Raw genomic sequence first — 14082 nt, 5'->3', positions numbered from 1 at the left:
TGTAAATACGGAAGAAAAATGTATAATGGTAAATTTTTCTGTAGAAATTTTCAGAATAAACCTATATAATTTATAAATATACAAAAAATAAAATATATAAAAGGAAAGGGAAATGAGTATGGCATTAATAGGGATTTTGATTATAATAATTGGATTTGCATTAAAGTTAAATACCATTGCAGTTATTATATCAGCAGGAATTGTAACTGGGCTTATTGCAGATATGAGTTTTGTAGAAATTCTAAGTACTTTAGGAGAAACTTTTGTTGCAAAAAGAGAAATGTGTTTATTTTTATTAACTTTACCTGTTATAGGTTTATGTGAGAGGTATGGATTAAAGCAAATGGCCATTATACTTATAGAAAAAGTAAAGGGTCTTTCTACAGGAAAATTACTTTCAGGTTATTTATTTATTAGAGAATTAGCAAGTACTTTATCAGTAAAACTTGGAGGACATCCTCAATTTGTTCGACCATTAATTAATCCTATGGCTCAAGGAGCAGCTATTGCAAAGTATGGTGAAATCGATAAAAAAGATGAAGATATGATAAAAGCTTATGCAGCAGCAACAGATAATTATGGTAATTTCTTTGGACAAAATGTTTTTATGGCTAATTCAGGAGTTCTTTTAATCGCAAGTACTCTTGCAACTTTAAACTTACCAGGAATAGGACAAAATGTTGATACTTTAGCAGTAGCAAAGGCTTCTATACCAGTAGCTATAATCGCATTTTTATTAGGTGTAATTCAAAATATTTATTTAGATGTAAAATTATCTAAAAAATATGGAATTAAAAATAATAAAGAGGGAGATAAATAAATGAATATAGAGCAACTTTCAAACATTTTGTTAAATACATTTTATATTATGGTTGGAATTATGATGCTTATCACAATGATATATACATTGAAAGATAAAAATCATAAAACAAGATTAGGTACAGCTTCATTTTGGGGTATATTAGCAGCAATATTTATATTTGGAGAATTTATTCCTTCAGTTATTGTTGGAGGATTAATAGTAGTTATCGGAATTTTAGGCGCATTTAATCAAATAAATGTAGGAACAATAAAGCAATTAGATGAATCTTTTGCGAGAATAAAAGCCGAAAAAATTGGAATTAAGATATTTTTTCCTTCTTTAATAATAGCTTTTGTAGCACTTGCAATAGCACAATTTACTCAATTATCAGGTGTTACAGCTATAGGAATATCAGCAATAGTAGCTATAGTTATAACGTTTATTATTACAGGAGCAAAGCCACAGGAAGCTATAGTAGACAGTGATAGAATGTTACAAGCAATAGGATCAACAGCAATATTACCACAATTGTTAGCATCTTTAGGAGCTTTATTTACAGCAGCAGGAGTTGGCGATGTTATTTCAAATATGATTTCAGGTGTAATACCAGAAGGAAATGTATGGATTGGAATAACTGCTTATTGTATAGGAATGGCTTTATTTACGGCAATAATGGGAAATGCCTTTGCAGCTTTTACTGTTATTACAGCTGGTATAGGAGTACCGTTTGTTTTTGCACAAGGAGGAGATCCTATAGTAGCATCAGCTATAGCTATGACAGCAGGATTCTGTGGAACATTATTAACACCTATGGCGGCTAATTTCAATATACTTCCTGTAGTTTTATTAGATATTGAAGATAATAATGGAGTAATAAAGGCACAAGCTGTTTATGCAATAGTTTTATTACTAATACATATACCATTAATGTATTTTTTAGCTTTTTAAAAATTAATATATGAATAGGAGAGATGAGAGAATGAAAGTATTAATAACAGGGTTTGATCCTTTTGGAGGAGAAGCAATAAATCCAGCTTTAGAAGCTGTTAAGAAGCTTCCAGAGATAATAGCAGGAGCAGAAATAATAAAATTAGAAATTCCAACAGTCTTTAAAAAATCTCTTGAAAAGATTGAAGAAACAATAATAAAAGAAAATCCTGATATTATAATTTCTGTTGGTCAAGCAGGAGGAAGATTTGGAATAACACCAGAAAGAGTTGCTATTAATATAGATGATGCAAGAATAAAAGATAATGAAGGAAATCAACCTTTAGATATAAATATATTTGAAGATGGGGAAAATGCATATTTTTCTAATTTGCCAGTTAAAGCTATGGTTAAAGAAGTTATAGAAGGTGGTTTACCAGCTAGTTTATCTAATACAGCAGGAACTTTTGTCTGTAATCATGTTATGTATGGAATATTATATTTGATAAATAAAAAATATCCAAATAAAAAAGGTGGCTTTATCCATGTACCTTATATTTCATCACAAGTACTTTCAAAAGCTAATACTCCATATATGTCATTAGAGGATATAACTAAAGGTTTAGAATTATGTATTAAAGCAGCCGTTGAAAATGATAAAGATGTAAAGGCTGTAGGTGGAACTATTTGCTAGAAAAAGACCAAATTAAAGTATTTACATATGGTAGTTTAAGAGAAGGCTTCTTTAATTATAATAAGTATTTAAAGGGTAAAGTAATTAAAAATAGACCAGCTAAAGTAAAGGATTTTATTCTATATCATATGCCATATAAAGGATATCCAGCAGTACTAAAAGGTCATGGTGAAGTTTATGGAGAAGTTATGACATTATCAGATTATAATGAAGTCATGAGTGCAGTAGATGAAATGGAAGGTTTTATTTCTAAAGGAAATCCAAGTAATGAATATAATAAGGATTTAGTAGAAGTATTATATGAAGATGGAACTAAGGAATTATGTTATTCTTATATATATAACAAAGAAAAAGATATAAATTTCGATAAAGAAGCTATATTAGTTAATAGTGGAGATTGGAAATTATATAAACAATATAGTGGTATTGAATAAATTAAAATAAAAAATCTTTATAGACTTAAGTTTATAAAGATTTTTTGTTTTAGCTAACCTTTAATTTATAACAAATTATCCCTTATATAGTATAATTAAGTTGAGAAAATCAGCTTAGGATGTGATAGAGATGTGGAGATTATTAAGTCAATTAGCAAGTAATTTAGGATATGTAGTACTTATTGCATTTACAATGTCTAGAAGCAAAATAATTCAAAGAGCAATACAACATAAAATACAGACTAAAAAGGATATATTAATAGTTTCTATATTATTTTCTTTATTAGGAATGATAGGAACATACTTAGGAATAAACTATAATGGAGCAATAGTTAATATAAGAAATGTAAGTATTGTAGCAGCATCAATAACCTGTGGGCCAATAGTTGGAGGGATAGCAGGAGCTATTGCTAGCTTGCATAGATTATGCTATGGACCATTAATTGGCACAACAATTCCCTGCGCTATTGGAACACTATTAGCAGGGATTTTACCAGGTTTATTATATAAAAATACGATATAAAAAAGGAATATGCTTATGGAATTTTTAGTACAATTTTTGTAGAAAGTATTAGTATGTTTTTAATAGCTATCATGGTTGAGAATGGAAGAGAAATAATTAATGGTATATATGTACCTATGGTTATAATTAATTCATTAGGAATTTTATTAGTTATGACTATTATAAAAAGTATATTTGATGAAAAGGAAAGGTTAGAGGGGGAGCAGGCAAGAAAAACCTTAGAGATAACAAATAAGACCTTACCTTATTTTAAAGAAGTTACAGAAGAATCTTTGAAAAAGGTTTGTGAAATAATTAGATCTAGTATAGATGCTCAAATAGTTATATTAACTGACAAAGAAGATATTTTAGCTTATTCATCACAAAATAGTCAGTTAAAGCTTAATAATAGAAAAATAGTTAGTGATTATACTAAGAAAGTTTTGAAAAATGGAGAGACAGCTATATTAAAAAAAGGTGAAGGAATACAATTATTTAGTTGTATAGAAGGAAAGGAATCTAAAGCAGCTATAATAACTCCTTTAATTTATGATAGTCAAGTTATAGGAACTTTAAAAGTATATTTTAATAAAGAAAACCATATTACAGAAAAAATAAGCATTTAGTTATAGGATTAGCTAAATTAATTTCTTATCAAATACAGATTGGAAAAATTAAAAAATACAAAGAGATGGCAGATAAAGCAGAAATTAAAGCATTGCAAACTCAAATAAATCCTCATTTTTTATTTAACTCTCTTCATACTATTACTTCTTTTGTAAGAATAAATCCAGATAGAGCTAGAGAGTTAATTGTAAATTTATCGGATTATTTAAGATATAATTTAGAAGTAAATGGTGATATGATTTCCTTAAAAAAAGAAATTGAACAAGTTAAAGCATATGTTTCTATAGTAGAAGCTAGATTTGGAGATAAAATTAAAGCACATTATGAAATATCTGAGGAAGATATGGATATTAAAATTCCTCCATTAACAATAGAGCCACTCATAGAAAATGCAATAAAGCATGGAATTTTAAAAAAGAGAACTGGTGAAAATATATGGATAAGATGTGAGAAATACAAAAACGGTCATATAATAGTCATAGAAGATGATGGATGCGGAATAGATAAAAACATAATAGATAAAGTTTATAATGGACAAGCTGAGGAAAATAGAATAGGACTATATAATGTTCATTGCAGGATGAAGCTTATATATGGAAGAGGATTGAAAATAGAAAGGCTAGATAAAGGAACAAGAATTTCCTTTGAAATATAATAGGGAGTGAATTAAATGAATTGTATTATAGTAGATGATGAATTACCAGCAAGAGAAGAGCTTAAGTATTTTGTTAAAAATTTTAGTGATATAGATATTTTAGGAGAGTTTGAAGATGGAGCAGATGCATTAAAGTTTTTACAAGATAATAATGTTGATGTATTATTTTTAGATATAAATATACCAGGAATAGACGGTATTAATTTAGCTAAAATATTAAATAAACTTAATTTTATAGGGAAGATAGTATTTATAACAGCGTATAAGGACTATGCTTTAGATGCCTTTGATATTCATGCCTTCGATTATTTATTAAAGCCGTTTTCAGAGGAAAGAATTATTTCATCTTTAGAAAGATTAGAAAAATTAAATATAGAATGTAAAGAAATAGATTCTAAAAGTGATAAACTATCTGTTATTAAAAATGGGAAAATATATGTAGTTAATACTAAGGATATATATTATTTAGAGGCAGCAGGAAGAACTGTTAAAGTCTTTATTAATGGGGAAGAATATTTATCTAAACATAAGATTTCAGAATTAGAAAATAAACTTTCAAGTAAAGAATTTTATAAGTCTCATAGATCATATATAGTAAATTTAGACAAAGTAGAAGAGATAAAACCATGGTTTAACGGCACATATGTTTTAAAGATAAAGAATATAGAAAAAGAAATACCTGTTAGTAGGAATAAAGTAAAGGACTTTAAGAAAATATTAACTTTATAATGTTAAGTAAAAATTGAATTTCATAACAGTATATTGCATCTCATGTATAAATAATGTATTTCATACCTAATGAATACCTTTTCAAAAATTTAAGATATATACTGGTATTAACAAATAAATCCTAATTAAGGAGATGAGAGTTATGATATCATTTTTAATTTCATTAGTATTATTAGTAGTTGGATACTTCACTTATGGTAAATTTGTGGAGAAGACCTTTGGAACTAACGATTTAAACAAGGCACCATCAGAAACTATGCAAGATGGAGTTGATTTTGTGCCAATGAGTTGGCCAAGGATATTTCTTATTCAATTTTTAAATATTGCAGGATTAGGACCAATCTTTGGTGCTATAGCAGGGGCTTTATGGGGACCAGCCGCATTTTTATGGATAGTATTTGGATGTATATTTGCAGGTGCAGTTCATGATTTCTTTACTGGAGTACTATCTATGAGAAATAAAGGCGCATCTGTAGCAGATTTGGTTGGTAAATATCTAGGAGATATACCAAGAAAGGTAATGGTTGTATTTTCAGTAGTTTTATTAGTATTAGTAGGTGTTGTATTCTTAACAGGACCTGCAGATTTATTAAAAACTTTAACAGGAATAGATAGAAATATATTTATTGTAATAATCATAATTTACTATATTGCAGCTACAGTATTACCTGTTGATAAAATAATAGGTAAAATTTATCCTCTTTTTGGAGCTTGTCTTTTAATTATGGCAGTGGGAATAGGGGCTGGAATTTTAATAGAAGGATACACAATTCCAGAAATTCAATTTATTAATTTCCATCCAAAGGGAACACCAATATTCCCATATTTATTTATAACAATAGCATGTGGAGCTATTTCAGGATTCCATGCAACTCAATCACCAATAATGGCAAGATGTGTTAGAAAAGAGTCAGAGGCTAGAAAAGTATTTTATGGAGCAATGATTGCAGAAGGTGTAATTGCACTAATCTGGGCAGCTGCAGCCATGAGTTTCTTTGGTGGAACACCTGGTTTAAGTGAAGCTTTAGCAAATGGTGGACCTTCAACTATAGTAAATACAATATCAAACACTTTGATGGGAAAAGTTGGAGCTGTACTAGCCGTATTAGGGGTTGTTGCTTGTCCTATAACTTCTGGAGATACAGCATTTAGAAGTGCTAGATTAACTATTGCAGATACTATAGGAATGAAGCAAGACAAGTTTGCAAATAGATTTAAAATAGCAATACCTCTATTTATAGTAGGAATTGCATTAACATTTATTGATTTTGCAATAATATGGAGATATTTCTCTTGGGCTAATCAAACCTTAGCAATGATTATGTTATGGGCAGCATCAGCATATATGGTACAAGCTAAGAAGAATTATTGGATTTGTACAATACCAGCAGTATTTATGTCTGCTGTAACTAGTGCATATATACTTCAAGCTCCTGAAGGATTTAGACTAGCAGCTGGTATATCAAATACAATTGGAATATTATTTGCATTAGTTTTATTTGTAATATTTATTAGATATACAAGAAAAAAAGCACAAGAAAATATATCAGAGTAAATAGAATAGAGAAGTAGTAGGTAATAGATAGATTTTATTACCTACTACTTTTTGTCTTTTCAGTTATTAATGGTATTATATTAGTGTAACAAGTAAAAACTAATACAATGAGAAGGTGAGATAAATGAAAGACTTAAATTATTATGATTTAACAGGTAAAGTAGTTACTAGAGAGGATTTTAGTTATGAAGAAGATAGAAAGAGTTGGAACAGAGCTATTGAAAAATACCCTTTAGTGATTATATATTGCTACACAGAAGAAGATGTTATTAACTCAATTAATTGGGCAAGAAATAATTCTTTACCAATAAGAATAAGATCAGGCGCTCATAATTATGAAGGATATTCAACTGGTAATGATGTAGTAGTAATTGATGTAAGTAATATGAATTATATTGAAATAGATGAGGAAAATAATACAGTCAAAATACAAGGTGGGGTTAGAAATAGAGAGTTATATGAATTTTTAGGAAAGCGATTAATTCCTTTTCCAGGAGGAGGATGTCCAACTGTTGGTATTATTGGATTAACTCTAGGTGGAGGATGGGGGTATTCTGCTAGATTACTAGGACTAGCTGCAGATAGCTTGCAAGAAATAAAACTTATAAACTATAAAGGAGAAAAAATAATAGCTAATAAGGAAAAAAATGATGATTTATTTTGGGCATCGTTAGGTGGAGGTGGAGGAAATTTTGGTATAGTAACCTCTATGAAATTTAAACTACCTAAAAAGATAAAGATGGCAACTTTAATAAATATTGATTATAAACATATAAACATTGAAGAAAATATAAATATAGTTGAGATTTTTCAAGATGAATTTAAAAGTTTAGATAGAAGAGTTAATTTTAAAATGGCTATATATAACTCTAAAGAAAAAGGAAGAGGTGTGAAAATTACAGGATTATTCTATGGTGATAAAAATGAAGCAAATGAAATTTTAAAGCCTTTTAAAAATCTTTCAGATAATATGGACTTTGATTTAGAATATATGTCTGTATTAGAAGCAAATAGAAAAATTCAAGATAGTCATCCACCATATGAAAGTTATAAATCAACAGGTAGATTTGTATATAAAGATTACACTAGAGATGAAATAAAGAATTTAATAGACTTAGTAGAGAATAGAGAGGATGGTTCTATATATACGGCAGTTTCATTTTATGGATTAGGTGGAGCAATTGCTGATATAGACAATAAAAGTACAGCTTTTTATTATAGAGATGCTAAATTTATTATGGGGATACAATCAGTATGGGAAGAAGCGATATATGCACCTAAAAATAGAGAATGGGTTAAGGGTAAGGTAGAGTATATAAAGACAATTACAAAAGGTACATTTATTAATTTTCCTTTTGTAGAACTTAATGATTACGAAAAAGAATATTACGGGGAAAATTTATCAAAATTAAAGTGTATAAAAAGCAAATATGATCCAGAAAATGTATTTAATTTTCCACAAAGTATAAAATTAAAATAGAGACTTTAAAGTTATAATAGATTGTAATAAAATGTAATTAAAATTATATTTAAGGGTGAGGTGTGTTTTATGATTAAACATATTGTAATGTGGAAATTAAAAGATAATGCAGAAGGAAATGATAAATTTATAAACTCTAATAAAATAAAAGATTCTCTAGAAGCTTTAAGAGGTGTAATATCTGAAATAAAATTTATTGAAGTAGGTATTAATATAAAAGAAGGAGAACAAGCTTATGATGTGGTTTTAAATTCTGAGTTTAATAATTTAGAAGAGTTAGATAAATACCAAAAAAATCCAGAGCATTTAAAAGTAGCAGGATTCATAGGTAAGGTAGCAGACTCAAGAGTTGTGGTAGATTATGAATTTTAAATAAAAATAGCTAAGAAAGTTTTCTTAGCTATTTTAAAATTTAATATCTATTTGTATTTGAGGGGTTTTGAATTTTCCAAGGGCCATTAATTTTTTCTTGTCTTATTGAATAGTGAATTCTTCTAGAAAGTTCTTTCCAATTAGGTAAATTTCTAATTTGGGAAGAAAACTTTTTAGAAAAATATGATAGAGATTTTGGAATTAAATCTGAAGAGCGTGTTTCAATTTCTAAAGGATATATACAAGTATCATTTTTTCTTGTACTTGTAATAATTTCATAAGCATCTATTGATGCATCTCTAGCAAAAAAAATTATTTGTTCTTTTATTTCTTCATTAATATTTTCAGGATAACTTACTTCTAAAGTAAGCTGATAGCTGACATTTCTAGTTTTAATACATGGAATTCTGCTTTGAATAGCTTTACCATCTATTACACCTATATCTTCTAAGAAAACATCTTCTTTGCTTTCTGGAATATCTATAACAGATAATACTCTAGAGTATATATTTTTTATGCCATCATTAGAAAATTCAGTTTTAATATTCTCTAAAATATCTTTTTTATCTGAACGATAACAGCTATTATCACATACATCATCTAAATTGTTTCTATAGCAAATAAAAGAATCTATCTTCTTAAGATCAATACCAAAGTAAAACCAATTAAAACCGATCCATCTAAATCCTGAAATGGATACTCTATCAACATTTATCAAATAAACCCAGTAACTTCTGCCACTAACTTCCCAAATATAAGTAAATTTATAAAGGCAAAAACTAATAGAATTAGGGCTAACTGCTTTTACATTAGGTGAACCAGACTTTGATGATTTAAGAGATTGAACTCCAGCTTCATTTTTATTTGGAGTATACTTGGGAGGTTTACCCAATTGCATTCCAGGTTTATTCATTCCACCAGGTTCATAAGGACTATTAGGAAGTGGGGGAAAGTTAGGATAATTACCAAAAGGCGGTATTCTAGTATTTTCACTATTATATTCAATTAAATTTTCATTATTATTTTGGAAATTGGTATCTTCAAATTCATTTTGATAAATAATCATTTAAAACTCCTAAATAATTAATTAATAAATAATATATTTTAATATGTAGGTAAATGTTACACTTTGAAATCAAATTATTATTAAGTAAAGTTAATAAAGACATTAATATAAAAAGGTGTTATAATTTATAAAGATTTAATAAATAGAGGTGATTATATGAGTAGCATATCAGGAAAAGGCTGCGAAAGAATGATTCCAACAGAAGAAAAGAAATCATTAGGAGAAATTGAACGTAGTATCGTTAAAAAATATAGAAAACATATTTGGTCTAAATTTGTAAAAGCCGTAAAGGACTATAAATTAGTAGAAGATGGAGACAAAATAGCAGTTGCTATATCAGGAGGAAAAGATTCATTATTAATGGCAAAATGTTTTCAAGAATTAAAAAAACATGGTCAAATGAATTTTGAATTAGAATTTATAGCTATGGATCCAGGATATCATCCTCAAATTAAAGAGTTACTTATAGAAAATTGTGAGCATTTAGGAATACCAGTACATATTTATGATGGTGGAATATTTGAAGTAGTAGATAAGATGGCAAAGGATTATCCATGTTACTTATGTGCTAGAATGAGAAGAGGATCATTATATAGTAAAGCAAAAGAACTTGGATGTAATAAATTAGCACTTGGACATCATTACAATGATGTTATAGAAACAACTTTATTAAATGTTTTATATGCAGGTAATTTTAAGACTATGCTACCAAAGTTTAAATCTTCAAATTATGAAAATATGGAATTAATAAGACCATTATATTATGTAGAAGAAGATTATATAAAGAGATTTACAAATAATGCTGGAATTTGGCCTTTAAATTGTGCTTGTATGGTAGCCGCTGAAAAGATAGGAAATAAGAGATACGAAATAAAAGATTTAATAAAAGAATTAAAGAAAAATTTTGATGGTGTAGAAAAGTCAATATTTAAAGCAGCTGAGAATGTAAGTATGGATTCTATTTTAGGATGGGAAAAAAGCGGAAAGAAAGTAAAATATCTAGATGTATATGATGAAGAATAAATTTTAATTATAAAAACTATATTATATTTGTAAGGTAGTTATGTGAAATACAAAATATAATATAGTTTTTTATTTATAATAGATATTTTTTATAGCATAAGCAACACCATTTTCAGAATTATTTAAAGTAGTATATCTACAAATATTTTTTACAGATTCATTTGCATTTCCCATAGCTATACTATATTTAACCTTTTCTAACATAGAAATGTCATTATAATTATCACCTACAGCCACAGTCTCGTTAAGAGGAATATTAAGATAATTAGCTAAGAATTCCACAGCTTGTCCTTTTGAAGCGTATATATTTGTTGCATCAAAGTTATGGAAGGCTGAAGAGGAAATATTTAAAGTTTTTATTAGACTAAGATCTTTCATACCATTATCTAATCTTTCTTGATTAAAGGAATTTCCCGCTATATAAAATAAATCTTTATCAGAAGATAAAATTTCTTCATAATGAGAAACTCTTATAACATCTTTATACTCAGCTGTAAATAATTCAGATAGAGTTTTTAATCCCATGTCTGCAAGAGGTGAATTTAATATTTTAGTATTTTTATAATCATTTTTTAGACGAGTTAAATTATCATCTTTTTGAAAAATAATATCTTCTGTAAAAACAGAGTAGGGAAATTTATTTTTATCCATATACTCTAAAACTTTTCTAGCTTCACTTTTATCTATTGGATAAGCTGTTAATTTCTCACCATTTGCTTTATGAATCATAGCTCCATTTGAAGAATAAATATAGTAACAAGAAAAGCCATAAATGTATATTAAAATTTAGAATAATTTTAATATTGAGACAAACACTAAGTATATAAGGTTGGAGGTGATAATATGGCTAAACATGGTCAACAAGCATCATGGGAAAAGAGAAGATACCAATCTCCTAAAAAAAGCGAAGCTGCAAAAGTCCCAGAGCTAAGTAAAGAAGAAAAACATTGTAAATAGGACTCTTAGGAGTTCTATTTTTATATGAAAATAATTAATAACATACAGTAAACATAATATAAAATGTTTTTTTATTAAAAAATATATGATATAGTTTTTATATAGAATCTAAGGTATTGGAGTGTGAGATAATGGATAGGGAAAGTATTTTATCAATGGATCCTAATATATTAGTAAGTTTAGTAAATATGAAATTAAGAGATTTCTATTCATCTTTAGAAAGTTTTTGTGAAGATATAGGAATAGAAGTTAAGGAATTAAAGGATAAACTTTCATCAGTAGGTTATAATTATGAAAAAGAACAAAATCAATTTAAATAAAGAATATTTTAAAATGGAGGTGAAGTTATGAAGGGGAAAAAAGCAGGAAAAGTAGCATTGTTAGTAGCTGCATCAGCTGCATTAGTAGCTACGTTGATAAATGACAAAAAGGTAAAAGTTGAAAATAGAATTGAAGAAAAACAAGAATAAATTAAGTAGTTAATAAAAATATTATATTAAAAAATGAAGGATTTTAAATTAATAAATCCTTCTTTTTATTTTTTATTTACAATTTGGGGGATTTTCACTAAAATAGTAATTGTTGAATTTGAAAGGGGGATAAAAATGAAAAATAGAGTAGATTTAATTTCAGGAAATATTTTTCAAACATTATTAAAATTATCTTTGCCAATACTAGGAACATCCTTTATTCAAATGGCATATAACATGACTGATATGATTTGGATAGGAAGAGTAGGAAGTGATGCTGTTGCAGCAGTTGGAACAGCCGGTTTTTTTACTTGGTTTGGAAGTGCATTAGTATTTATTTCTAAGGTTGGAGCAGAAATAGGGGTAGCTCAATCTATAGGAAGAGATGATATAAAAGAGAAAAATAAATTTGTATATAATAGTTTATTTATTAATGTTGTTACAGCATTATTATATACTATTATTCTTATAATTCTTAGAAAGCAACTTATAGGTTTCTTTAATTTAGGCGATGTGAAAATTGTTGATATGTCAATAAGTTATTTAATTATAGTATCACTAGGAATGGTATTTATGTTTTTGAATCCTTTATTTACAGGGATTTTTAATGCATCAGGAAATAGTAAAACACCATTTATTATAAATACAATAGGATTATTATTTAATATAGTTTTTGATCCTATATTAATATTTGGAATTGCTGGTTTTCCAGCTTTAGGGGTAAAAGGAGCAGCTTTAGCAACTGTTTTTGCTCAAATGATAGTAGCTATAATTTTTATAATAGAATTTATTAAAAATGGATATAGCCTAAGCTTAGATAATAAAAAATATATTGATAAAGTTCATATGATAAAAATTTGTAAGCTAGGAATACCTGCTGCATTACAAAATGGATTATTTTCATTTTTTGCTATGTTAATAGGCAGAATAATAGCAAGTTGGGGAGCTGTTCCAATAGCAGTTCAAAAAGTAGGCTCTCAAATAGAAGCTATATCTTGGATGACAGCAGGAGGTTTTTCAACTGCGTTAACATCCTTTATTGGACAAAATTATGGAGCAAATAAGTGGGATAGAATAATTAAAGGATATAAGGCAACCATGATAATGGCGATTATAGTAGGAATATTTGCAACTATTCTTTTAGTATTTTTTGGAGAGCAAGTATTTGCATTATTTATACCAGAAGCAGAAGCTATAGAGCAAGGTAAGGTATATCTTAGAATTTTAGGATATTCTCAATTATTTATGTGTTTAGAAATAACTACAGCAGGTGCTTTTTCAGGTCTTGGAAATACAGTTACTCCATCTTGGGTTAGTATATTATTTACTGGAGCAAGGGTACCACTTGCAGCTATATTATCAGGTATAGCTTCTTTGGGGATAGATGGAATTTGGTGGAGTATAAGTGGAACTAGTATGATAAAGGGTGTATTATTATTTGTATTATTTATAATAATGATTTTAATACCGAATAGAAAAAGATTAAAAATGTGTTGACAGATTTAGGAAAGTAGCATAATATAATAGTAAATAAATACTTAAATTCCTTTGATGAGGAAGAGTAGCTATTATGTAAGGTTTAAGAGAGCCGAAGATGGTGGGATTTCGGTACTGTAGCAAATAGTGAATGGGCCTCTGAGGTGTGATACGAAATCTTATGATAGTAGTTGATCCGTAATTCCCACGATATAGGGAATAGGGTATGATAGTACCTGAAAATGAGAGGCTTTTTTAAGCAATTTAGGTGGCAACGCGGATAATCTCCGTCCTATATTTTTATAGGACGGAG

At 27.9% G+C, this 14082-nt stretch carries 17 protein-coding genes and 1 other annotated feature; of the genes, 15 read left to right on the top strand and 2 right to left on the bottom strand.

The genetic code is table 11. The features are described 5' to 3' along the window. Window positions 1-118: 118 nt before the first annotated feature. The 11 genes from BTM21_RS08470 to BTM21_RS08430 all read left to right on the top strand — a co-directional run bounded on the left by BTM21_RS08470 (window position 119) and on the right by BTM21_RS08430 (window position 8777). Entirely contained in the window at window positions 119-820 is a 702-nt protein-coding gene (locus tag BTM21_RS08470; RefSeq protein WP_079481200.1) for a DUF969 domain-containing protein, read from the top strand. Further along, window positions 821-1750 (top strand): DUF979 domain-containing protein, encoded by a 930-nt coding sequence (locus BTM21_RS08465; protein WP_079481201.1) that lies wholly within the window; start codon window positions 821-823, stop codon window positions 1748-1750. It begins immediately after the preceding gene. Window positions 1751-1781: 31 nt separating this feature from the next. Further along, window positions 1782-2423: a pyroglutamyl-peptidase I gene (pcp, locus tag BTM21_RS08460; RefSeq protein ID WP_079481202.1), complete on the top strand. Its 642-nt coding sequence runs from the start codon at window positions 1782-1784 to the stop codon at window positions 2421-2423. Continuing rightward, window positions 2417-2857: a gamma-glutamylcyclotransferase family protein gene (locus BTM21_RS08455; protein ID WP_079481203.1), complete on the top strand. Its 441-nt coding sequence runs from the start codon at window positions 2417-2419 to the stop codon at window positions 2855-2857. Before pcp ends, BTM21_RS08455 begins: the two co-directional genes overlap by 7 nt. A 130-nt stretch (window positions 2858-2987) precedes the next feature. Then, window positions 2988-3380 carry a LytS/YhcK type 5TM receptor domain-containing protein gene (locus BTM21_RS13855; RefSeq protein ID WP_197983194.1) on the top strand — a complete coding sequence of 131 codons (393 nt, stop codon included), beginning with the start codon at window positions 2988-2990 and terminating at the stop codon, window positions 3378-3380. Between the two features lie 53 nt (window positions 3381-3433). Continuing rightward, window positions 3434-3985, top strand: coding sequence for a LytS family sensor histidine kinase (locus tag BTM21_RS13850; protein WP_197983193.1), 552 nt, complete (start codon window positions 3434-3436; stop codon window positions 3983-3985). A 65-nt stretch (window positions 3986-4050) separates the two neighbouring features. Continuing rightward, window positions 4051-4641, top strand: a complete 591-nt coding sequence (locus BTM21_RS13845; RefSeq protein ID WP_197983192.1) for a sensor histidine kinase — start codon at window positions 4051-4053, stop codon at window positions 4639-4641. A 15-nt stretch (window positions 4642-4656) separates the two neighbouring features. Further along, the gene (locus BTM21_RS08445; protein WP_021875134.1) at window positions 4657-5370 is read left to right on the top strand and encodes a LytR/AlgR family response regulator transcription factor; all 714 of its coding nucleotides are present in this window, start codon (window positions 4657-4659) and stop codon (window positions 5368-5370) included. A gap of 142 nt (window positions 5371-5512) precedes the next feature. After that, on the top strand, window positions 5513-6925 hold the full coding sequence (locus BTM21_RS08440) for a carbon starvation CstA family protein (protein ID WP_079481204.1): 1413 nt from the start codon (window positions 5513-5515) through the stop codon (window positions 6923-6925). Window positions 6926-7049: 124 nt separating this feature from the next. Continuing rightward, on the top strand, window positions 7050-8405 hold the full coding sequence (locus BTM21_RS08435; RefSeq protein ID WP_021875136.1) for an FAD-dependent oxidoreductase: 1356 nt from the start codon (window positions 7050-7052) through the stop codon (window positions 8403-8405). 69 nt (window positions 8406-8474) lie between these two features. Next, window positions 8475-8777, top strand: coding sequence for a Dabb family protein (locus BTM21_RS08430; protein ID WP_079481205.1), 303 nt, complete (start codon window positions 8475-8477; stop codon window positions 8775-8777). A gap of 40 nt (window positions 8778-8817) precedes the next feature. Here BTM21_RS08430 and BTM21_RS08425 read toward each other — a convergent pair whose 3' ends face one another. After that, window positions 8818-9843 carry a hypothetical protein gene (locus tag BTM21_RS08425; RefSeq protein WP_021875138.1) on the bottom strand — a complete coding sequence of 342 codons (1026 nt, stop codon included), beginning with the start codon at window positions 9841-9843 and terminating at the stop codon, window positions 8818-8820. Between the two features lie 156 nt (window positions 9844-9999). Between BTM21_RS08425 and BTM21_RS08420 the strand changes: the two genes are divergently transcribed. Then, on the top strand, window positions 10000-10866 hold the full coding sequence (locus BTM21_RS08420; protein WP_021875139.1) for a tRNA 2-thiocytidine biosynthesis TtcA family protein: 867 nt from the start codon (window positions 10000-10002) through the stop codon (window positions 10864-10866). A gap of 69 nt (window positions 10867-10935) precedes the next feature. Here BTM21_RS08420 and BTM21_RS08415 read toward each other — a convergent pair whose 3' ends face one another. Next, a complete protein-coding gene (locus BTM21_RS08415) occupies window positions 10936-11616 on the bottom strand; it encodes an HAD hydrolase family protein (protein WP_341429550.1) in 681 nt (226 codons plus the stop codon). A 338-nt stretch (window positions 11617-11954) separates the two neighbouring features. Between BTM21_RS08415 and BTM21_RS08410 the strand changes: the two genes are divergently transcribed. From BTM21_RS08410 to BTM21_RS08405, 3 genes are all read left to right on the top strand, one after another. Continuing rightward, window positions 11955-12143 carry a DUF4250 domain-containing protein gene (locus BTM21_RS08410; protein WP_021875142.1) on the top strand — a complete coding sequence of 63 codons (189 nt, stop codon included), beginning with the start codon at window positions 11955-11957 and terminating at the stop codon, window positions 12141-12143. A gap of 27 nt (window positions 12144-12170) precedes the next feature. Further along, on the top strand, window positions 12171-12293 hold the full coding sequence (locus BTM21_RS14090) for a hypothetical protein (RefSeq protein ID WP_021875143.1): 123 nt from the start codon (window positions 12171-12173) through the stop codon (window positions 12291-12293). Window positions 12294-12428: 135 nt separating this feature from the next. Then, entirely contained in the window at window positions 12429-13790 is a 1362-nt protein-coding gene (locus BTM21_RS08405; RefSeq protein ID WP_079481206.1) for an MATE family efflux transporter, read from the top strand. Window positions 13791-13832: 42 nt separating this feature from the next. Further along, window positions 13833-14067 (top strand) — a binding site (T-box leader). The last annotated feature ends 15 nt before the right edge of the window (window positions 14068-14082 follow it).

This window comes from Clostridium chauvoei, from assembly GCF_002327185.1.
Classification (GTDB): domain Bacteria; phylum Bacillota; class Clostridia; order Clostridiales; family Clostridiaceae; genus Clostridium; species Clostridium chauvoei.
The sequence above is the reverse complement of the archived record's forward strand: the minus strand, read 5'-3'. Positions and strand labels throughout refer to the sequence as shown.